Origin of the sequence: Streptomyces pristinaespiralis, from assembly GCF_001278075.1 — a bacterium.
In the GTDB taxonomy this organism is placed as follows: domain Bacteria; phylum Actinomycetota; class Actinomycetes; order Streptomycetales; family Streptomycetaceae; genus Streptomyces; species Streptomyces pristinaespiralis.
The window spans coordinates 2,835,318-2,855,986 of record NZ_CP011340.1; the positions used below are offsets into that span (position 1 = coordinate 2,835,318).

The window sequence follows — 20,669 nt, forward strand, 5'->3', positions numbered from 1 at the left end:
CATGAGCAACCCCCAGCAGCTGCGCTACAGCAAGGAGCACGAGTGGCTGTCGGCCGCCGAGGACGGCGTGTCGACGGTCGGCATCACGGAGCACGCGGCCAACGCGCTCGGCGACGTGGTGTACGTCCAGCTCCCCGAGGTCGGTGACACGGTGACCGCGGGCGAGACCTGCGGCGAGCTGGAGTCCACCAAGTCGGTCAGCGACCTGTACTCCCCGGTCAGCGGTGAGGTCACCGAGGCCAACGAGGATGTCGTAGGCGACCCGTCGCTGGTGAACTCCGCGCCCTTCGAGGGCGGCTGGCTGTTCAAGGTGCGTGTCAGCGAGGAGCCGAAGGACCTGCTCTCCGCGGACGAGTACACCGAATTCGCCGGCTGACCAAGCGCTGACCAAGACCTTAGGGACCGAGTGATGTCGCTTCTCAACACCCCTCTCCACGAGCTGGACCCGGACGTCGCCGCCGCTGTCGACGCCGAGCTCCACCGTCAGCAGTCCACCCTCGAGATGATCGCCTCGGAGAACTTCGCTCCGGTCGCGGTCATGGAGGCCCAGGGCTCCGTCCTCACCAACAAGTACGCCGAGGGCTACCCGGGCCGCCGCTACTACGGCGGCTGCGAGCACGTCGACGTGGTCGAGCAGATCGCCATCGACCGCATCAAGGCGCTCTTCGGCGCCGAGCACGCCAACGTGCAGCCCCACTCGGGCGCGCAGGCGAACGCGGCGGCGATGTTCGCGCTGCTGAAGCCGGGCGACACGATCATGGGCCTGAACCTGGCCCACGGCGGTCACCTGACCCACGGCATGAAGATCAACTTCTCCGGCAAGCTCTACAACGTGGTCGCGTACCACGTGGACGACGCCACCGGCCAGGTCGACATGGCCGAGGTCGAGCGGCTCGCCAAGGAGTCCAAGCCGAAGCTGATCGTGGCCGGCTGGTCCGCGTACCCGCGTCAGCTGGACTTCGCGGCCTTCCGCCGGATCGCCGACGAGGTCGGCGCCTACCTGATGGTCGACATGGCGCACTTCGCCGGCCTGGTCGCCGCGGGTCTGCACCCCAACCCGGTGCCGCACGCCCACGTCGTCACCACGACCACGCACAAGACCCTCGGCGGTCCGCGCGGCGGTGTGATCCTCTCCACGGCCGAGCTCGCCAAGAAGATCAACTCCGCGGTCTTCCCGGGCCAGCAGGGCGGCCCGCTGGAGCACGTCATCGCGGCGAAGGCGGTCTCCTTCAAGGTCGCCGCCTCCGAGGACTTCAAGGAGCGCCAGCAGCGCACGCTGGACGGCGCCCGCATCCTGGCCGAGCGCCTGGTCCAGGCCGACGTCACCGAGCACGGCGTCTCCGTCCTGTCCGGCGGCACGGACGTGCACCTGGTCCTGGTGGACCTGCGCAACTCCGAGCTGGACGGCCAGCAGGCCGAGGACCGTCTCCACGAGGTCGGCATCACGGTCAACCGCAACGCCATCCCGAACGACCCGCGGCCGCCGATGGTCACCTCGGGTCTGCGGATCGGCACGCCGGCGCTGGCCACCCGCGGTTTCCAGGACGAGGACTTCCGCGAGGTCGCGGACATCATCGCCGAGGCGCTGAAGCCGTCGTACGACGTGCCGGCGCTGCGCGCCCGCGTGACGGCCCTGGCCGAGAAGCACCCGCTCTACCCTGGTCTGTGACGGATCTCCCGTAACCGACCCGAACAAAACAAAAGGGGCACCGCGCACACTGGACCGTGCGCGCGGTGCCCCGCACCACGTAAGCACCCCGCACACGCAATGCCTCTGCGCCCACCGCCACCCGTACACGAGGCGCTGCGCGCCGCTGCACCACACGGCAGACAACGGCGTCTACCACCCCACAAGGAGTTCCCAGTGGCCATCTCGGTCTTCGACCTGTTCTCGATCGGCATCGGCCCGTCCAGCTCCCACACGGTGGGCCCGATGCGCGCCGCCCGGATGTTCGCCCGGCGCCTGAAGAACGAGGGCCTGCTCGCCCACACCACGGCGATACGGGCCGAGCTGTACGGCTCGCTGGGCGCGACCGGGCACGGCCACGGCACTCCCAAGGCGGTCCTGCTGGGCCTCGAGGGCAACTCTCCGCGGACCGTCGACGTCGAGAGCGCCGACGAGCAGGTCGAGCGGATCAGGACGGACGGGCGGATCAACCTGCTCGGCGCCCACGAGATCGACTTCGACTTCGACGAGGACCTCGTCCTGCACCGCCGTAAGGCCCTGCCGTACCACGCCAACGGCATGACGGTCGTCGCCCGCGACGCCGAGGGCACGACGCTGCTGGAGAAGACGTACTACTCCGTCGGCGGCGGTTTCGTCGTCGACGAGGACGCGGTGGCGGGCGACAACCCGATCGTCCCCGAAGACACCGTCCTGAAGCACCCCTTCCGTACCGGTGACGAGCTGCTGCGCCTCACCAAGGAGACCGGCCTGTCGATCTCGGCGCTGATGCTGGAGAACGAGAAGGCCTGGCGCACCGAGGAAGAGATCCGGGAGGGGCTGCTGGAGATCTGGCGGGTCATGCAGGCCTGCGTCGCGCGCGGCATGTCCCGCGAGGGCATCCTGCCGGGCGGTCTCAAGGTCCGCCGGCGCGCCGCGACCACGGCCCGCAAGCTGCGCTCCGAGGGCGACCCGCAGGCGCTCGCCATGGAGTGGATCACGCTCTACGCGATGGCCGTGAACGAGGAGAACGCGGCCGGCGGCCGGGTCGTCACCGCCCCCACGAACGGCGCCGCGGGCATCATCCCGGCGGTCCTGCACTACTACATGAACTTCGTGCCCGGCGCCGACGAGAAGGGCATCGTCGACTTCCTGCTCGCCGCGGGCGCGATCGGCATGCTCTTCAAGGAGAACGCCTCGATCTCCGGCGCCGAGGTCGGCTGCCAGGGCGAGGTCGGCTCCGCCTGCTCGATGGCCGCGGGCGCGCTCGCCGAGGTCCTCGGCGGCTCCCCGGAGCAGGTCGAGAACGCCGCGGAGATCGGCATGGAACACAACCTGGGCCTCACCTGCGACCCGGTCGGCGGCCTGGTCCAGATCCCGTGCATCGAGCGCAACGGCATGGCGGCGGTCAAGGCCGTCACGGCCGCGAAGATGGCGATGCGCGGCGACGGCAGCCACAAGGTGTCCCTGGACAAGGTCATCAAAACGATGAAGGAGACCGGCGCCGACATGTCGGTCAAGTACAAGGAGACCGCCCGCGGCGGTCTCGCGGTGAACATCATCGAGTGCTGAGGCTCTGGGCCCTGACCAGCTCTTTTGCGTCTTTCAGCGCTGGTCGGGGCCCGTCCTGCCCACACAGGGGAAGTACAGGGCTCGGTCCGCTCGCACGGCGGTGGGTTCGCGCAGGGTCCGCATGATCGCGTCGAGGTCGCTCAGGGCCTGCGCGCAGAAACCCGAGTCCCGGGTCGCCGCCTCGCCGCGTTCGTCGCAGGCCGGCGATGCTGCCGGGTTCGCGAACCGCCAGCCGGCACAGGGGACTTGCAGGTGACCGTGGTGGGGGACCCCGCTCCGAGCTTGAGCCACTCCAAGGCCCCCGGACCGCTGAGGGTCACGCCCGGCAGCCCAGGATTCCACGGGACATGGGAAGGCCCCCGGCGCGTGCCGGGGGCCTTCCCATGTCCCGTGGGATCAGGCCTTGTTCAGGTGGGCCCAGAACTCGTCGAACGACAGGAGCTTGTCCTTGTCGGTGTCCTGTGCGGCGATCACGGCCTCGGCCACCGACTCGGTGACGTTCCAGTCACCCATCTGAGCCATGGCCGTCTTGTACTCGGCCGCGGTGATGAAGCCGTCGCCGTCCGCGTCGTAACGGTCGAACGCCTTGCGTGCTGACTCGATGTCCGCCACCGGTCCACCCCTTCTTGGTGCATTACTGACGGGGGTCAGATTATCGGCCCGCGTCGTCGATCATGGAGGCGAGGCCTGTACCCACGAACGGGGAGAGAAGCGATGAGCGACGAACTGGCACGGATTCTCGCCGCCGCGGCCGAGGGGCGGTTCCCGCCCGCGGACGGCGGGGTGACGGTGATGGACCGGCCCGGTGCGCGGGACGAGGGCGTGGTGGCCTTCACCGCGCACTCGGTCGTCTTCACCGCCGAGGACCCTGAGTGGATACGGGCCGAACTGGCGGCCACCGCCTCCGACCGGCTGGCCGCCACCATGAACCCTGGTTTCCTGGCGGCCCTCATGAGGCGCACCGGACGGTCGATGGACACCATCGATCTGGTGACGGTCGCGGACGCGCTGCCCGGGGAGCCCGATGTCGAACTGCGCGAGATCCAGGACCGCGAGCATCCCCGGGTGGTCGGCGCCCTGAAGCGCCGCGACGACGTGCGGGTGTGGGCGGCGGACGGCGGGGTGCTCGTGCTGGGCCGCGGGCTGGCCGGCCGCTGGGAGGTGTCCCTCGAGGTCGACGAGGAGGCGCGGGGCCGGGGCGTCGGTCCCCGGCTCGCCGTCGCCGCCCGGCACCTGGTGCCAGGGCCGGTGCTGTGGTCCCAGCAGTCACCGGGCAACGCACGCAGTGTGCGGGCGTTCCAGCGCGCCGGGTTCCGGCCGGTCGCCTCCGAGGCGATCCTCGCCGCATGTTAGGACGCGGGAACGCCGCCCCGGGGGCCGTCGGCCCCCGGGGCGGCGTTCTGCCGCTCAAGGGTCACAGGCGCCAGGGAAGGTAGTTCGGGTTGTCCCGGCACTCGCTCATGATCTCGCGCTTGGTCTGCTTGTCGACGGGGCACGCGCCGACGATGAAGTCCCGGGCGATGCCGCCGGGGAAGGCCACCTCGGCCTGCTCCGCCCACCGGTGGGTGTCACCGATGGTCCGGTTGACGTCGATGCCGCCGGGAGCGTCGATGTAGTAGTTCCAGGCGCTCTTCCACTGCTTGTAGAGATCGTGGTCGTAGGTCGTCGAGACGAACGGCGACGGCTGGTTGACGAGGACGTACTTCTCGATGTCGTACTGGCCGTTCTGCGGCGCCTTCGGGTGGAAGCCCTGATCGAAGATGACCTCGGGGGCGCGTCCGTCGGCCCGGTACAGCTGCCTGCAGTTGTCGCGGAACGACGGCTTCGGTGTGATCCGGTCGATGTCCACGCTGCGGTCGGCGGCGGCGTGGAGCGGGTCGCCGAGGTCCGGGCACGTGGCGGTGGCGGCGGCCCGAGCGGCCGGGGCCGCGGGTGTCGATGCGGTTCCTGCGGCGGTCCCTGCCGCTGCGGGGACGAGGGTGGCGGCCAGGGCCAGCGTGAGCACGGCGGCCCGGCGCCGCGAGCGAGTGGTGATCATGGGGACACCATCCCGGTCCGACGGCACCGGACCGCGCACGGTCACCCGCTGGTGGGCGAGTTGTTCACCTGGTCACCGGACACGCCGGTGCGGCCGACGGGGCGCCGCCCGGGCTGCGGGTGGGCGGCGAGCCCGTGCGGCCGCTACCGAGGGGGATGCGCGCCGGCTGCCGACCGGTGCGCCCAAGACCGTTCCAAGAACCATTCAAGAGGCCATATGATCGATGAATCACTCCCTGGGTGGGATAGTTATGCATGGAATGCCAGGCAAGTGGGCCAGCTCACCTACGATTCATCGACGACATGTCCCATTCAGGACCTTTTGGTCGCTTATAGGATTTTGGAGATGGGGCGTCCGTCTGCCATAGTCGACGGCACGACCTCCATTGACCCGGGCACGGTCGACATCAGCGGCCGTGGATACACCCCCCAATCCACGGCGCTCCACACAGAAGCCCCCAGCCGCCGCCATCGCGGCGCACGGGGGCTTCTGTGCGTCGCGGCCCACCGTCGTCCGGCGTGCGTCAGCGGTCGACGACCCGCATCTCGAACCAGGTGGTCTTGCCGCGCGGCAGCAGATCCACGCCCCAGCGGTCGGCGAGCTTGTCGACGAGGAACAGCCCCCGGCCGCTGGTGTCCATCTCACCGACGGGCATCAGACAGGGCAGCCCCCGGGACGGATCGCGCACCTCGATGCGGATCCAGCCGCGGCGGCGCAGCATCCGTAAGCCGAACACCCGTGCTCCGGTGTGGCGTACCGCGTTGCCGACCAGCTCGGAGACGAGCAGGACCGCGTACTCACCGGTCTGCGCCGGCAGCGCCCACTGACGCAGCACCACGCACTGGGTGAGGCGGCGGGCGGTCGCGGCGGACTCGGGCCGGGAGGGGAGACGCACCTCCGCGTCGGTGGGATTGCCGTACAACTCGACGGCCTTGAGGGCCTGTTCGTCGTCGGCGGCCGGTACCCACCGTGCGGCGGTCGCGCCGACGCGCTGCCGCGGTTGTCCCACACCCTCGAGGCCCGCCATGGCTCCATCATGGCCCCTGCGGCCCGTCCGCGTGGCCGTTCCCGCGGAACGGAGCCCCGGGGAGCAGGACCGCCCGACCGGCTCGGGCGGCACCCGGCCCGGACGTCACAAGGCGCCGCCCACCCGTCCGCACCTGGCAGAAGGCCACCCTCACGAGTGACGCCGGCACCCCGGACACCGGCGTGCCGGCCTGCCGCCCGCGGTCACCGGGGAGCGCTATCAGGCCATTTGTCGCGCGGCGCCCCACGGCGGAGCCGTCGATGGCCTGCACCGGTTCACCGGGCCGCGTACTCATCCGGCCAACACGCCATCGCGTGCGCCCCTGTGCTCCCGAATGCCCCGTTCCCCGAACCATCGCGGGGGCACTCAGAGGAGGGGCGGATCACGAGCGTCACGCCGGACAGGCGTGGCGGGCATACCCAAGGGGTGGGAAATGATACGGGTGACCGTGGTGTACGAGGCCGGGCTGCTGCGGGCGGCGCTCGAGGAACTGCTGCGCTGCGGTGGTGATTTCGATGTCTCCTCCGCCTCGCACTGGCCGCAGAGACCGATCCCCGGCGCTTCGGTGCCGGACGTGTACGTCGTCGACGCCGAGTGCCTGGAGCCGGCCCGGGCGGCCGACAGGACGGCGACCGGAAGGGGCGCGCTCGTGGCGCTCGTCCCGGCGCAGCGACCAGGGGTGCTGCGAAGGGCCCATCAGGCCGGTGCCCTCGGGTTCGTCGACAAGGACGGCTCCAAGAGCCGATTACTCACAGCGGTGCGCCGCGCCGCGAAGGGGGACCGCTTCGTGGACGAGGCACTCGCGGCCGGATTCCTGGCGGCGGCGGAGATGCCCCTGACGCAGAGAGAGTTGAGCGTTCTGGCGCTGGCCGCCAAGGGAGAGCCGATCGCGGACGTCGCGGCGTCGTTGCACCTGTCGGAGGGGACGGTCCGCAACTACATGGCGAGCGTCATCCGCAAGGTGGGGGCCCGCAACCGGGTGGACGCGATCCGCATCGCACAGGGAGCCGGCTGGACCTGATCCGGGTCGGCAAACCGGCCGGTCCGGCACGCGGACGGACCGCGGCCGCCGACCGGCCGGATCAGCCGCCGGTGCCGTGCCAGTGCCCGACCAGGTCCCGGTACAGCGCGGAACGCACGAGCAGTTCCTCGTGCGTTCCGCACGAGGCGCGCGTGCCGTCGAGGACGAGGACGCGGTCCGCCCGGAGCGCCGACGACAGCCGGTGGGCCACCACCACCAGGGTCCCGGGCCGGGCGGCGAGAGCACGCTCCGCCACCGCCTCCGTCGAGGGATCGAGGTGGGACGTCGCCTCGTCGAGCAGCAGCACGGGCGCCGGGGACAGGTGGGCACGGCCCAGGGCGATCAGCTGCCGCTCGCCCAGGGAGAGCGTCCGCGGCGTCAGTGTCGCGTCCAGACCGCCGACCCTGGCCACGAGCGGCTCCAGCCGCAGCGCCCGCACGGCCTCCTCCACGGCGGCTCGCGGAGCCTGCGGGCACAGGTAGCACAAGTTGTCCCGGAGCGTGCCGGTGAACACGTACGCGTCCTGCGGGAGAAGGGCGCGCAGGCACGTCGGATCCGTGGACGACGCCGGCGCCACTGAACGGCCGGCCAGCCGCACCGCCCCCTCGGACGGCGCCAGCGTGCCGGCCACCACCTGGAGAAGTGTCGACTTGCCGATGCCGCTCGGCCCGACCACCGCGAGGTGCTCCCCCTCGGCGACGGTCAGGTCCAGCCCGTCCAGGACGGGACGGGCACGCGACCCGAAGGAGACCCGGACGCCCCGCAGTTCCACCGCCGCCCCACCGGTCCTGGGGCCGGGCCCGGAGCCTGCGGCGGGAGGGGGGACGGCCGTGTCCGGGTACGGCTCGGTGAGCCGGCCCAGGACCACGAGCAGCCGGGCGCCCGCGGCGCCCAGCACCGTCATCAGCGAATGCAGGGCGGGAAGCAGGGCCTGGAGCAGATAGGTCAGGGCACCCGCCAGCGCTCCCGCCGTGACCCCCTGTCCCAGCAGCCACGGCGTACAGACCAGGAGGAGGAGGACCGGCAGCTGGCCGGCCACGGCCACGGCGAGCGTGCGCACGGCCGCCCAGCGGGCCATCGACCGGGCCGCGGCGGCGGCCTCGCCGACATCGAGCCGCCCCTGTGCCTCCGCCGCGTCCTGCGTGCCGCAGGCGACGATGTCGCGCAGGGCCGTCGTGACGTTCTGCGCGTGCCTGCCGATCGCCTCGTCCGCGTCGAGGTAACGGTGCTGGGCGCGGGCCATCGGCAGCAGCGACGCCATGAAGAGCGTGACCCCCAGCAGCAGCGGCGGCAGGACGATCAGCAGGAACTGCGGTGCCAGCGACAGCAGACCGACCGCGGCCCCGGCGGCGACGAAGACGAAGGAGCGCGCGGTGAGCACCAGTCCCGCGAAGCTGTCGCGGGCGATCTCCGTCTGGCTGGTCAGCCGGGAGACGGCCGTGCCGTCGACCGAGCCGCCGAGGGCGGTGGCCTTGCGCAGCGCGTGCGTCACCGCTCGGCGGACCAGGGCGTCGCGCAGCGGCTCCGTCAGGTCGGCGAGCAGGGCGAAGACACCGCGGGTGACGGGGGTACTCAGCACAATCACCCCGGCCGCCAGCGCCAGCCAGAGCAGACCCGTCACGGTGTCCGCCCGGAGGAACCCGTCGTCGAGCGCTCTGGCGACCCCGTAACCACCGAGGAACGTCTGCACGGACTCGGCGGCGGACAGGGCCACGAGCCCGAACAGGGTCCGCTTCCTGCCCAGGAGGAAACGCCGCGCCGGTGCCGCCAGCCGGCGGGCGGCCGCCCGGTCCGTGAGGGCGGGGCCGTGAGCGGGCCGGTCGGCGGGCCGGCTCATCGCCCCCTCCCCCGGCCGCGGCGTGCGACCACGGCGGCGGGCGGCCACCCGGCCCGCCGTGGCGGTACCGCCCCCGGCGTGCGTGACGGGTCCTGCGCAGGCACGCGGTCGGGCGGGTCCGACGAGTCCGGCGGGTCGGGCGGGTCCGAGGGGTCCGACAGGTCCGACGGGTCCGACGAGTCCGACGAGTCCGACGGGTCCGACGGGTTCGACGGGTCCGAGGGGTCCGGCGCAGGTACGGGACCCGCCACGGGCGGCGCAGCCGGCGCCGGCACGCGGTCCGACGGGTCCGACGGGTCCGACGGGTTCGAGGGGTCCGGCGGAGGCACGGGACCCGCCACGGGCGGCGCAGCCGGCGCCGGCACGCGGTCCGACGGATCCGACGGGGCCGGCGAGTCCGGCGGGTCCGAGGGGTCCGAGGGGTCCGGCGCAGGTACGGGACCCGCCGCGGGCGGCGCAGCCGGCGCCGGCACGGGGTCCCCGGAGGTCGGCGGGGACGGGGTGGCCGGTTGTGCCGGCACCGGCTCGGGGACGAACACCGCACGGTAGTCCGGGTCCCGCCACAGCTCGCCGTGCGGCGCGACGCGCCGGACGCGGCCCGCCTCCAGCCAGATCACCAGGTCGGCCCGGGCGGCGGTGGACACCCGGTGCGCGACGACCAGCCGCGTACCGGTGAACGAGGCACCCGACAACGCGAGTTCCACCTGCCGTTCCGTGGCCGTGTCGAGGCTCGAGGTCGCGTCGTCCAGGATCGTCAGCCGCCCTCGGCGTACGAAGGCCCTGGCCAGGCCGAGGCGTTGCCGCTCGCCCCCGGACAACGGCGCCTGGTCCAGCGGTGTCCCGTACCCGTGGGGCAGCAGGCGTACGAAGTCGTCGGCGTGCGCGAGGACCGCGGCGTGCCGGACCCGGTCCCCGCTCGCGTCCACGGCTCCGGCCGCCACGGCCTCGGCCACCGTGCCGCCGTGGAACTCCGGTCGCGCGAAGGCGTAGGCGACGCGGGCGCGCAGGTCACCCCGCTCCACCTGGGCCAGCGGCGTGCCGTCGAGGAGCACCCGTCCCTCGTCCGGGTCCTCGAGCCGGCCGGCGACGGCGGCGAGGCTGGACCTGCCGGAGCCGGACCGGCCCACCACGGCGGCCGTCGCGCCTCCGGGCACCTTCAGCGTCACGTCCGTGAGCAGCGGCACCCCGCCGCGCACCAGACCGACGCCGCTGAGTTCCAGGGTGCCGTTTCCGTCCTCCGGCAGGGCCGCGCAGCCGTGGGGCATCGGCTCGAGGTCCGCGAGCTCAGCCGTGCGACGGGCCGCGCTGCGGGCCCGCACGAGCGCGCCGAGCGGGGAGGCGACGCCGCCGACGCCCGCTGCGAGCGCCGCGTAGCGCGAGGCTGCCAGCAGGTCCCCCACGCTCAGGGCGCCTTGGGAGACGCGGACACCGCCCACGGCGAGGACGGCGGTGACGAGCAGCGGCAGGAGCACGCCGCTGTGCGCCACGGCGCGGCCGTGGACGGTCCACATGCGCCGTCCGTGCAGAGCGAGTTCGTCGAGCGGGGCGAGGACGCGCCGCGCCTCGCGTCCGAGGGTGCCCGCCGCGGCAACCGTACGGGCGCCCTCCAGCGCCTCGGCCAGCCGGGCCGCGATGTCGGCCTGCACCCGCTGGTAGCGGCCGACGCTGTCGGACGAATGACGGGCGAAGGCGCGCAGCAGCAGAAGCAGCAGCGGAACACCGGCCAGGAATACGGCGGCGGTCCACGGATCGATGAGCGCGAGTGCCACGAGGGCGCCCACGGGGGCGAGCAGCGAGGAGACGATGGTGGCGAGCGCCGCGGGCGCGGCGCCACTGTCCGCGGCGTTCACACACAGCCGGGCGGCGACGTCACCGGGAGAGTACGGCGCCGCATGCGAGAGCGGACTGCCGAGCAGCCCCTTCAACGCCCGGATGCGTACCCAGGCGGTGGCGCGGGCACCGGCCAGTTGGCTCAGCAGGACGCGTGCGGCCTCCAGGATGACCTCACCCGCCAGCAGCACGGCGCTCAGCGCGAGCCATGGTCCCGCCCCTGTGCGTCGGTCCAGCATCAGGTCGAGCGCGTGCCCGATGACGGCGGGGACCGCGAGCGCGCACCCGGCGGCGGCGGTCGAACAGAGGCCGAGAACGGCAGCGATGAACCAGGTGCGCCGTACCGTGCCGCGCAGGAGTGCGTCTCCTCCGCCCACCGGCGGCGTACGGCCCTTCTCCGGCCGCTCCTCGCCACGGGTGTTCACCGCCGACCGCTCCCGGTCGCGCGGTTCCTCGTCGCGCCGTCGCCTGCCCCGTGGCCGCTCTGCCCGTTCCAGCCTCGTCACCCCTCTCGGTCACCCGCCCGCGGCGCTCCTGCCCGCAGGACCCGGGGACCGCTCCGGGGGCCCGGCGGGCCGGAACCGTCCGCCCTGGGCCCCGCGTTCCGGACGCCGCGGCGCCCCCGGAGACGTGCTCCGGGGGCGCCGGGACTCCGCAGCGACTGCCGCCGCTCGCGGAGCCGCGCCGGATCAGTTGCAGGTGGTCACGCTGAGGCTGCTGTCACCGCAGAGCAGCAGGCTGGCGCGGCTACCGGTCTCGACGTCGCCGATGGCCTCTTCCTTCGGGGTCTCCATCGACTGCAGGTCGAGCAGGGTCATGATCTTTTCCTCTCTGTCGGGGACGGTGCTACTGACGACCCCGTGACGGGGCCGGATCTTGGGGGTGCCGCAGCGGCGGCAGGAACGGCAGCTGCGCCGGGCGGTCGCCGAGCGCCGCCGCCAGCGCAAGCAGGCAGCCGGCCGTGCCGGTGGACAGGTCCATCGACAGCCGCATCATCTGCTCACCGGGAAAGGCCAGTCGGCCTTTGTAGGACATGGCGTGCCAGGCAAGGGAGCGGACCTGGCGGCGGACGTCCTCCGCCGTGGTGCCGGGGCCGCCCGTGGTGGTACGCGCGAGGTGCAGGACCATGCCGGCGGCGCCGCGGAAGAGGCCGGGCTGTGCGTAGAACGTGGCCTGCGCGGCCCGTACGATCTCGCCTCGCGCCCGGTCGAAGGTCCCGTCGCGGCGGTGGGCCGCGTAGTCGTCGAGCACCATGCCGATGCCGGCGCTGCCCGCTCCCAGGTAGGGCATCGTGCGCCAGCCCTCGTCCACCTGAAGAGTGCCCCCGGCACCGTGCACGCACCGGGACAGGTCGTCGCTCAGCGCCTCGGCCGCGAGGTCGAGCAGCGCGGTGTCCCCGGTGCGCTCGTAACGGCGCACGAAGAACAGCGCGCGGCCCGCGGACCCGTGCAGCAGCCCGGTGCGCCGTGTGCTCCGCCCGGTCCCGGCGCGGGCCGGGACGGGGCGGGCAGTCAGTTCCGCGCAGCGGGAGGCGGCGTCGTGCAGGGCCGCCTCCCCGGTGGCGGCGGCGAGGGCGTCGAGGGCGAGGCCGATCCCGGCCGTGCCGCTGTGCAGGTCGGGTGAGAGCGCCGACCAGTCCTCTTCGAGGATCCGTCCGGCCAGTTCCAGGGCAGGGCCGGGGTGTCCGAGCCGGTGAAGGGTCCAGGCGATGCCGGCGAGGCCGTCGTAGAACCCGAGCGGAGTGCCCGATTCGGGTGCCTTGGCGTGGCGCAGCAGCCATTCCTCGGCGCCGGGGCAGGACGGGGAGCCGCTCTCGCCGAGCGCGTGGAGCACTCCGGCGGTGCCGTAGCCGAAGGACGCTCCACCGCCCGCGGTCGCGAACTGGGCGATGTCGCCCGGGAAGTACCGGTCCTCGCGCTCCGGGGTCGCGGACGCCGCGATCGCCTTGGCCATCGAGTCGCGGCTGCGCGGCCAGTCGTCCGGATCCACCGGAAGGAACCGGCCGGGTCCTCGCGCCGGTGCGTGGAGCGGGCCGCCGGCCGGGTCGCGCCCGATCTCCCGTACGGCCGCGTCGAGGAACTCACGGGGCACCGGGAAGTGCGCTGCCGCGAGGTCGGCCAGGTGCGCCGCCTTGTCCCGGTCGACGGCGAACAGGCTGGTGAGCGGCAGGAACAGGGCGATCCGCAGGCAGGCCAGCGCGTAGCGGTCGACATCGATGCCGCGCCGGTCGGCGGGTGCGACGAACGCCGGGTGGGCGACGATCTGCCGGCCGCGCTCCTCCACGGGGCGTGCCGCTTCGAAGTCCAGGAGTACGACGGACTCCTCGTCCTCGGCGACCATGATGTTGAACAGGTGCAGGTCGTTGAAGACCACTCCGCGCGCGTGGACGTCGGCCACGGCCTGTTCGACCAGGCCGTGCATCCGCATCGCCCACCGCGTGTACTCCTCCAGCCGCTCGGGCGTCGGATCCGCGTCGATCAGCGGGTGCCGGCGGGCGAAGAAGGAGTTGAGCGGCTTGCCCGCCACATGTTCCAGTGCGAGGAAGTGGTGCTCGCCCAGCACGAAGCTGTCCACGACCTCCGGGGTGCAGGCGAGCCCCGTCAGCTGCCGCAGCGCCCGGTGTTCCCGGTCCAGGCGGGTCACCGCGTCGGCGCCGTCGGCGGCGAGGCCGGCGTGCGGGCGGGCCTCCTTGAGCACGACCCGGGCGCCGGTGGCCTTGTGGTGGGCCTCGTAGACACCGCCGCCGTTGGAGAAGTGCAGCGCCTTGTCGACGGTGTACGGCAGATCCGTGACGGCCACCGCGCCGCGGGCCTCGAGATGGGGCCGCAGATAGTCGGGCGGGGTGATCCACTCGGGTATCCGGAACACGGGCTCGCGCCGGTCGGGCACCAGTACGCCGGCACCGTTCTCGATCGCGGGGCGCAGCTCGCCCTGCTCGTCGTAGCAGTGGCGGCGGGTGAAGCTTCCGTAGCGCAGGTGCACCGGCCCCGCGCCCCAGCGCAGATCGCTGAGGATGTACGGGCCGGGCTCGCCGTCGAGCAGCGCGGCGAGGTCGCCCGCGATCCGTCCGCACCGGGTCTCGTCCGCCGGGTAGACCGTGATGAACTTGCCGCTCGAGGCGCGGTCGGCGTACTTGGCGTTGCGCTGATGCAGCAGGTAGCGGCTCGGGACGAACTTGAACGCGACCTCGTGCGCCAGGCAGTACGTCCGGACCTTGGCGAGCACCGACTCCGCGTTGCCGAGAGAGGCGGAGACGTGGATCTTCCAGCCCTGGGACGGCAGCTCCCGGTCCACCGGCCGCAGGGCGAGCCAGTCGCCCGTGCGGTGGCTGAGCCAGCCCTCGGGGACCGGCAGCCGCGCCGCCTCGTACAGGGAGCCGTCAGCGGTCTCCTCTGCGAACGCCAGGCGGTGCGGCGCGTCGTAGAAGTGCCGGTCGGCGTCGCAGAAGACCGCGTACCCCTTGTTCACGCGCACTCCCTCGGTCGGTGACAGGAGTGACGTTGTCACGCGCGGCCAGGCGCCCGACAGTCACCGCTGTCACCTTCCGAACGTGCGGTACGCACAGGTAACCAGGGCGGGATGCGGCAGCCGGCCCCGCGAACAGGCCCGCGGCCCGCGGCAGGGCCGGGGCCGGGATCAGGACCGGCAGAGCGGTCAGAGGAACTTGGCCTTGCCCGGGCCTTCCTCGACGAAGCTGCGCATGCCGCGTTCCCGGTCCTCCGTGGCGAACAGGCCCGCGAACCAGTTGCGTTCGACGGCGAGTCCGGTCTCGATGTCCGTCTCGAGCCCGGCGTCCACCGACTCCTTCGCCGCGCGCAGCGCCAGCGCGGGCCCCTTGGCCAGGGCCGCGGCCCAGGCGTGCGCCTGCTCGTACACCTCGGCTGCGGGGACGACACGGTCCACGAGGCCGAGGGAGAGCGCCTCTTCCGCCTTGACCATCCGGCCGGTGAAGATCAGGTCCTTGGCGCGGGAGGGGCCGATCAGCCGGGACAGCCGCTGGGTGCCGCCCGCGCCCGGGATCAGGCCCAGCAGGATCTCCGGCTGGCCGAGCTTGGCGTTGTCGGCGGCGATCCGGTAGTCGGCGCAGAGCGCGAGCTCGCAGCCGCCGCCGAGGGCGTAGCCGGTGACGGCCGCGACGACGGGCTTGGGGATACGGGCCACGGCGGTGAAGGACTCCTGCAGGGCCCGGGAGCGCACGACCATCGCCGCGTGGTCCATGGCCTGCATCTCCTTGATGTCCGCGCCCGCCGCGAACACCTTCTCGCCGCCGTAGAGGATCACCGCCCGCACGTCGTCGCGGCGGCCGGCCTCCTCCGCGAGCTCGCGCAGCCGGTCCTGGACGGCGATGTCGAGGGCGTTCATCGGGGGGCGGTCGAGCCTGATGGTGCCGACGCCTTCGGAGACTTCGAGTGAAACGGTCATGCAGGAGAGGTTAGTGCGCGTTAACGCGCGGGGGCCCGGTGCTGTTGCTCACAGCGCCGGGCCCTCTCGTCCGCGTCCTACGCGGTCCACTCCGACCAGGACATGTTCCAGCCGTTGAGGCCGTTGTCCGGAGCGATCTGCTTGTCCTTGGAGTTCTTCACGATCACCACGTCGCCGATGATCGAGTTGTTGTAGAACCACGCCGACGGGGTGTTCTTGTCGTACGCGCCGCGCACGTCCCGCAGCCCGATGCACCCGTGGCTGACGTTCGCCGAGCCGAACGTCCCTGCCGAGGCCCAGTAGTTGCCGTGGACGAAGGTGCCCGAGGTGGACAGCCTCATCGCGTGCGGCACGTCCTTGATGTCGTACTCGCCGCCGAATCCCACGGTGGCGCCGTTCATCCGGGTCACCTTGTACTTCTCGCTGATGACCATCTGACCGTTGTACGTGGTGGTCGACGGCGCTCCGGCGGTGATCGGGATGTTCTTGATCTCCTTGCCGTCGCGCACGACCTTCATCGTCTTGGCGCTCGCGTCGACGGTGGAGACCTGGCTGCGGCCGATGGTGAACGAGAAGCTCTTGGCCTGCTTGCCGTACACGCCGGGGCGGCCTTCGACACCGTCCAGGTTGAGCTTCACGGTGACCTTCGTGCCCGCCGCCCAGTACTTCTCGGGGCGGAAGTCGAGGCGGTCGTTGCCGAACCAGTGGCCCTCGACCGGGACGGACGGCTCCGCGGTCACCGTGATGGCCTTCTCGACCGCGGCCGGGTCGGTGATGCCGCGGGTGAAGTTGATGGAGACCGGCATGCCGACGCCGACGGTGGAGCCGTCCTCCGGCGTGTAGTGCCCGATGAAGGTGTTCTTGGGCACCAGCGTCGTGAAGGTGGTGTCCTTGGCGGACTCACGGCCGTCCGCGTCCTCCGCGACGGCGTGCACCTTGTACTTGGTGGCGCCCGCCAGGTGCTGCAGCGGCTGCCAGCTGGCCCCGTCCGCGGCGATCTTGCCCTCGATCTTCGTGCCCTTGTCGTCCTGCACGGTGACCGTCGTCAGCTTGCCCTTGGCCGCGGTCACCTTCAGGGCGCCCATGGTCGCGACCGCGTCAGCGCCGTCCTTCGGCGAGATGGTGACCACCGCCTGGGAGGCCGCGTTCTCGACCTTGCCGCTGCCGTCCTTGCCGCCCGGGTCCTTGTCACCGCCCTTGGCGGAGCCGCCGCCCCCGCAGGCGGTCAGTACCAGCATCGCCCCCATGACCAGAGCGGACAGCACGGCGCCCCCGCGCCCGCGTCCGGTTCCGGCCGATGCCCCCGATATCGGCTGCCCGTTCACAGTCGTGTACTCCCCTCGCACGGCCTGGCAACGCCACGGCCCCCACCCCCGCGCGCCTCACGCACGCACGGCGATAGATAATCACACCGCAGGTCGTCAAATGTGCACCCGAATGTCACCGTTCGGTCCCAAGTCGTCCTGGGACCGTGCCGGGGCCGCCTTCGGTGCGGGTGAGAGGGTTCTGCCCGGTCAGCGCAGCGCCGAACCCGCCTTCCAGCGCTGCCAGTCCAGGTTCCAGCCGCCGAGGCCGTTGTCCGGCGCGACCGTCCTGTCCTTGGACCTCACGACCTCCACCACGTCCCCGATCAGGGTCCGGTCGAAGAACCAGCCCGCCGGGGATTCACTGCTGCCGCCCTTGTCGTCCCTGAGCCCCACGCAGCCGTGCGAGACGTTGTCCGAGCCGAAGGTGTCGGCGGGGGTCCAGTAGTTGCCGTGCAGGAAGGTGCCCGAGGTGGTCAGCCGGATGGCGTGCGGCACGTCCTTGATGTCGTACTCGCTCTTGCCGTCCTTCTTCGTGAAGCCGACGGTCGCGCCGTTCATCCGGGTCACGTCGAACATCTCGGTGACCACCATCTTGCCGTTGTACGTCGTGGACTTGGGCGCGCCTGCGGTGATCGGGACGGTCGCCAGGACCTGCCCGTCGCGCACCACCTCCATGGTGTGCGCCGCCGCGTCGACCCGGGACACCTGGGACCGGCCGATCGTGAAGGAGACGGTCCTGTGCTGGATGCCGTACACGTCCGGCGCCGCCTCCACGTCCCGCAGCCGCATGTCGACCGTGACCTCGGTGCCCGGCTTCCAGTACGTGCGGGGGCGGAAGTCGAGCCGTTCCTTGCCGAACCAGTGGCCGGCGACCTCCACCGGCGGCTGCGAGCGCACCCGGATCGCGCGCTCCACGGCGGCCCGGTTCTCGATCTTCCGGTTGAAGGTGAAGGAAACGATCATCCCCGTGCCCACGGTCGAACGGTTCTCCGGTTTGAAGTAGCCGATGAACCGGCTGTCCGGGACCAGGGTCGTGAACGTCGTGTGGCGGGCGGAGCGCCGGCCGTGCCCGTCCAGCGCCACCACGTCCACGCTGTACTTGGCGGCGAGCTTCAGCCGGGTGCCCTTCTCGGGCGCCCAGCGCAGCCCGTCGCCGGAGATGCGCCCCTCGACCACGGTCTTCGTGGCGTCCTCGATCCGGGTGACCTCGACCCGCTCCAGCCGCCCGCTGGGCAGCCGCACCTCGACCGTGTCGTCGGGGCGCACCTCCTTCGCGCCGTCCTCGGGTGTGACCCGGATGGTGTCCTTCGTCCCCCGCGGTTTGTCGCCGATGCCCGGCACACCGCCGGAGCAGCCGACGAGGCCCGCGACGAGTCCGGCCCCTGCCAGGGCGACCGCGGCCCTGTGCCCTGCCCGCTTCAGTACATGTCTCACGTACCGGTCAACGACGACCACCCTGTGGGGGCAACGTGAACGGCGGGCGATGTTGGGACGGGGGCGGCGCGGGCAGAAATGGTGACAGGACCACGCGTGGGGTGCCGCGGCCGGGACGCCGCGGGCAGTGCTCCTTGCGGGACCTGCCGCCCGGGAGCACCCCGAGCGGGGGCCCGACGAGCCGCGGGAGGCCGGCAGGTGTCGAGCGCAGCCGAGCAGGAGACGGTGCGGGAGAAGGTGCCGGGCGATCCGCCCGTCACCCGTTCGGCGGAGGCCGGCCCGGCCGCACGCCGTTCACGGACGGACGCCCGGGAGACGGACACGGCATCCCGCAGACCACCCGTGTGGCCGGGGGCGCCGACCCCTCTGGGCGCGCGGTACCGGGTGGGGCCGGACGGGGTGGCGGGGACCAACTTCGCGCTGTGGGCCGGCGGGGCGGAGGGGGTGGAGCTCTGCCTCTTCGACGAACGGGGTGCGGAGACCCGGCTGCCGCTGACCGAACTGACCCATGAGATCTGGCACGGCTTCGTGCCCGGCGTGGGCCCCGGCGCCCGGTACGGATACCGGGTCCACGGCCGCTGGGACCCCTGGACGGGCGCCCGCTGGAATCCCGCGAAGCTGCTGCTCGACCCGTACGCGCGGGCCGTCGACGCGGGCGCGGGCAACGACTACGGCGCCCTGCCCCCGGAGGTCTACGGGCACGTGCGCGACTGGCCCGAGCAGCATGTCGCCGACACCGTCCGCGACGACCGGGACTCCGCCCCGTTCGTCCCCAAGGCAGTGGTCGTCCACGACGACGCCGGCGGCGACGAGTGGATGGACGACCGCAGGCCCAAGACGCCCTGGGCCGACTCGGTCATCTACGAACTGCACGTCCGCGGATTCACCCGGCTGCACCCTGGCATCCCCGAGGAACTGCGGGGCACGTACGCGGGGCTCGCCCACCCGGCGGCGATCGAGCACCTGGTGCGGCTCGGTGTGACGGCGGTCGAGCTGCTGCCGGTGCACCAGTTCGCGCACGAGGACCATCTGCTGCGCCGCGGCCTGCGCAACTACTGGGGCTACAACTCGATCGGATACTTCGCCCCGCACGCGGCCTATGCGGCCACCGGCACCGCCGGGCAGCAGGTCGGCGAGTTCAAGCGGATGGTGCGCGCGCTGCACGCCGCGGGGATCGAGGTCATCCTCGACGTGGTCTACAACCACACGGCGGAGGCCGGCGAGCTGGGGCCGATGCTGTCCCTGCGCGGGATCGACAACCGCGGCTACTACCGCCTCCAGGCGGACGCCCGCAGATACGCGGACTACACGGGGTGCGGCAACACACTGCATGTGGTGCAGCCCCATGTGCTGCGGCTCATCACAGATTCGCTGCGCTACTGGGTGACCGAGATGGGTGTCGACGGCTTCCGTTTCGATCTGGCCGCGGCGCTGGCCCGCTCCATGCACGACGTCGACATGCTGTCCCCCTTTCTCGCCGTCATCGCGCAGGACCCGGTGCTGCGCCGGGTGAAGCTGATCGCCGAGCCGTGGGACGTGGGCAACGGCGGTTACCAGGTGGGGGCGTTCCCGCCGCTGTGGACGGAGTGGAACGACCGCTACCGGGACTCCGTGCGCGACTTCTGGCGCGGCGCGCTGCACGATGTGCGCGACCTCGGCTACCGGCTGTCCGGCTCCAGCGACCTGTACGCCTGGGGCGGCCGGCGGCCGTACGCGTCCATCAACTTCATCACCGCCCATGACGGCTTCACCCTGCGCGACCTGGTCAGCTACGAGCGCAAGCACAACGAGGCCAACGGCGAGGGCAACCGGGACGGCACGAATGACAACCGCTCCTGGAACTGCGGCGCCGAGGGCGAGACCGACGACCCGGCGGTGCTCGCCCTGCGCCGCCGGCAGCTGCGCAACCTGCTGACCACCCTGCTGGTGTCGACAGGCGTGCCCATGCTGGTCGCCGGTGACGAGATGGGCCGAACCCAGGGCGGCAGCAACAACGCCTACTGCCAGGACAACGAGGTCAGTTGGGTGGACTGGTCGCTGGCCGGGCAGCCGGGCCCTGCCGGGCTGCTCCAGCTCACCCGGCGGCTGCTGGCACTGCGGCACAGCCATCCTGTGCTGCGCAGACGCGCCTTCTTCTCCGGCCGGCCGCAGGCCGCGGACGGGCTGCGGGACCTCGCCTGGTTCACACCGCACGGCAGCGAGATGACCGAGGAGGACTGGTACGCGCCGTCCGCCACACTCGCCCTCTACCTCTCCGGCCGGGACATCCCCGGCCGGGACGCCCGCGGCTGCCAGGTGACGGACGACAGCTTCCTGACGGTGCTGCACGCGGCGGCGGAGCCGGTGGACTTCAGGCTGCCGGGGCCGCCGTGGGCGGCGGCGTACGAACTGGTCGTCGACACCTCGCTGGAGGACCAGAGCACCGCACCGGGCACCGTGCACGAGGGCGGCCGCGTGGTGCGGGTACCGGGGAGGTCCGTGCTGCTGCTGAGGGTGCGGACCTGACGGCCGCCGGGCC

General features: G+C 72.3%; 16 protein-coding genes. 6 read left to right on the forward strand and 10 right to left on the reverse strand.

Annotation, left to right across the window (positions count from 1 at the left end; translation table 11 throughout):
* The first annotated feature begins 1 nt into the window (after position 1).
* From gcvH to SPRI_RS11790, 3 genes are all read left to right on the forward strand, one after another.
* On the forward strand, positions 2-376 hold the full coding sequence (gcvH, locus tag SPRI_RS11780; protein WP_005311634.1) for a glycine cleavage system protein GcvH: 375 nt from the start codon (positions 2-4) through the stop codon (positions 374-376).
* A 33-nt stretch (positions 377-409) separates the two neighbouring features.
* A complete protein-coding gene (gene glyA, locus SPRI_RS11785; protein WP_005311636.1) occupies positions 410-1,669 on the forward strand; it encodes a serine hydroxymethyltransferase in 1,260 nt (419 codons plus the stop codon).
* 195 nt (positions 1,670-1,864) lie between these two features.
* Complete coding sequence (locus tag SPRI_RS11790; protein WP_005311638.1) at positions 1,865-3,235, forward strand: L-serine ammonia-lyase; 1,371 nt, start codon at positions 1,865-1,867, stop codon at positions 3,233-3,235.
* 396 nt (positions 3,236-3,631) lie between these two features.
* Here SPRI_RS11790 and SPRI_RS11795 read toward each other — a convergent pair whose 3' ends face one another.
* Complete coding sequence (locus SPRI_RS11795; RefSeq protein ID WP_005311639.1) at positions 3,632-3,847, reverse strand: EF-hand domain-containing protein; 216 nt, start codon at positions 3,845-3,847, stop codon at positions 3,632-3,634.
* 102 nt (positions 3,848-3,949) lie between these two features.
* On the opposite strand from SPRI_RS11795, the gene SPRI_RS11800 reads away from it, so the two are divergent.
* Positions 3,950-4,588 (forward strand): GNAT family N-acetyltransferase, encoded by a 639-nt coding sequence (locus SPRI_RS11800; protein ID WP_053556908.1) that lies wholly within the window; start codon positions 3,950-3,952, stop codon positions 4,586-4,588.
* 61 nt (positions 4,589-4,649) lie between these two features.
* Here the strand turns inward: SPRI_RS11800 and SPRI_RS11805 are convergent, their stop codons facing one another.
* Both SPRI_RS11805 and SPRI_RS11810 read right to left on the reverse strand, forming a co-directional pair.
* A complete protein-coding gene (locus SPRI_RS11805; protein WP_005311643.1) occupies positions 4,650-5,273 on the reverse strand; it encodes an ADP-ribosyltransferase in 624 nt (207 codons plus the stop codon).
* A 523-nt stretch (positions 5,274-5,796) separates the two neighbouring features.
* The gene (locus tag SPRI_RS11810) at positions 5,797-6,300 is read right to left on the reverse strand and encodes an ATP-binding protein (protein ID WP_005311645.1); all 504 of its coding nucleotides are present in this window, start codon (positions 6,298-6,300) and stop codon (positions 5,797-5,799) included.
* A 433-nt stretch (positions 6,301-6,733) separates the two neighbouring features.
* On the opposite strand from SPRI_RS11810, the gene SPRI_RS11815 reads away from it, so the two are divergent.
* A complete protein-coding gene (locus SPRI_RS11815) occupies positions 6,734-7,321 on the forward strand; it encodes a response regulator transcription factor (RefSeq protein ID WP_037773709.1) in 588 nt (195 codons plus the stop codon).
* A gap of 61 nt (positions 7,322-7,382) precedes the next feature.
* Here SPRI_RS11815 and SPRI_RS11820 read toward each other — a convergent pair whose 3' ends face one another.
* The 7 genes from SPRI_RS11820 to SPRI_RS11850 all read right to left on the reverse strand — a co-directional run bounded on the left by SPRI_RS11820 (position 7,383) and on the right by SPRI_RS11850 (position 18,151).
* Entirely contained in the window at positions 7,383-9,158 is a 1,776-nt protein-coding gene (locus SPRI_RS11820) for an ATP-binding cassette domain-containing protein (RefSeq protein WP_053557727.1), read from the reverse strand.
* Positions 9,155-11,413 carry an ABC transporter ATP-binding protein gene (locus tag SPRI_RS11825; protein WP_063805340.1) on the reverse strand — a complete coding sequence of 753 codons (2,259 nt, stop codon included), beginning with the start codon at positions 11,411-11,413 and terminating at the stop codon, positions 9,155-9,157. Before SPRI_RS11825 ends, SPRI_RS11820 begins: the two co-directional genes overlap by 4 nt.
* A 264-nt stretch (positions 11,414-11,677) precedes the next feature.
* Positions 11,678-11,806: a mycelium formation morphogenetic lantipeptide SapB gene (gene ramS, locus SPRI_RS11830; RefSeq protein WP_053556909.1), complete on the reverse strand. Its 129-nt coding sequence runs from the start codon at positions 11,804-11,806 to the stop codon at positions 11,678-11,680.
* Positions 11,807-11,834: 28 nt separating this feature from the next.
* A complete protein-coding gene (gene lanKC, locus SPRI_RS11835) occupies positions 11,835-14,456 on the reverse strand; it encodes a class III lanthionine synthetase LanKC (protein WP_053556910.1) in 2,622 nt (873 codons plus the stop codon).
* A gap of 186 nt (positions 14,457-14,642) precedes the next feature.
* A complete protein-coding gene (locus SPRI_RS11840; RefSeq protein ID WP_005311653.1) occupies positions 14,643-15,410 on the reverse strand; it encodes an enoyl-CoA hydratase/isomerase family protein in 768 nt (255 codons plus the stop codon).
* Positions 15,411-15,487: 77 nt separating this feature from the next.
* Positions 15,488-16,735, reverse strand: a complete 1,248-nt coding sequence (locus SPRI_RS11845) for a L,D-transpeptidase (RefSeq protein WP_078535251.1) — start codon at positions 16,733-16,735, stop codon at positions 15,488-15,490.
* 189 nt (positions 16,736-16,924) lie between these two features.
* Positions 16,925-18,151 (reverse strand): L,D-transpeptidase, encoded by a 1,227-nt coding sequence (locus tag SPRI_RS11850; protein WP_005311655.1) that lies wholly within the window; start codon positions 18,149-18,151, stop codon positions 16,925-16,927.
* 198 nt (positions 18,152-18,349) lie between these two features.
* Here SPRI_RS11850 and glgX point away from each other — a divergent pair, with 198 nt between their 5' ends.
* Complete coding sequence (gene glgX / locus SPRI_RS11855; protein WP_005311658.1) at positions 18,350-20,656, forward strand: glycogen debranching protein GlgX; 2,307 nt, start codon at positions 18,350-18,352, stop codon at positions 20,654-20,656.
* The last annotated feature ends 13 nt before the right edge of the window (positions 20,657-20,669 follow it).

Bases quoted from the DNA above. Each gene is read 5' to 3' on its own strand.
- gcvH (WP_005311634.1), top strand. From the start codon at position 2: ATGAGCAACCCCCAGCAGCTGCGCTACAGCAAGGAGCACGAGTGGCTG.
- glyA (WP_005311636.1), top strand. From the start codon at position 410: ATGTCGCTTCTCAACACCCCTCTCCACGAGCTGGACCCGGACGTCGCC.
- SPRI_RS11800 (WP_053556908.1), top strand. From the start codon at position 3,950: ATGAGCGACGAACTGGCACGGATTCTCGCCGCCGCGGCCGAGGGGCGG.
- SPRI_RS11805 (WP_005311643.1), bottom strand. From the start codon at position 5,273: ATGATCACCACTCGCTCGCGGCGCCGGGCCGCCGTGCTCACGCTGGCC.
- SPRI_RS11810 (WP_005311645.1), bottom strand. From the start codon at position 6,300: ATGGCGGGCCTCGAGGGTGTGGGACAACCGCGGCAGCGCGTCGGCGCG.
- SPRI_RS11815 (WP_037773709.1), top strand. From the start codon at position 6,734: ATGATACGGGTGACCGTGGTGTACGAGGCCGGGCTGCTGCGGGCGGCG.
- SPRI_RS11820 (WP_053557727.1), bottom strand. From the start codon at position 9,158: ATGAGCCGGCCCGCCGACCGGCCCGCTCACGGCCCCGCCCTCACGGAC.
- ramS (WP_053556909.1), bottom strand. From the start codon at position 11,806: ATGACCCTGCTCGACCTGCAGTCGATGGAGACCCCGAAGGAAGAGGCC.
- SPRI_RS11840 (WP_005311653.1), bottom strand. From the start codon at position 15,410: ATGACCGTTTCACTCGAAGTCTCCGAAGGCGTCGGCACCATCAGGCTC.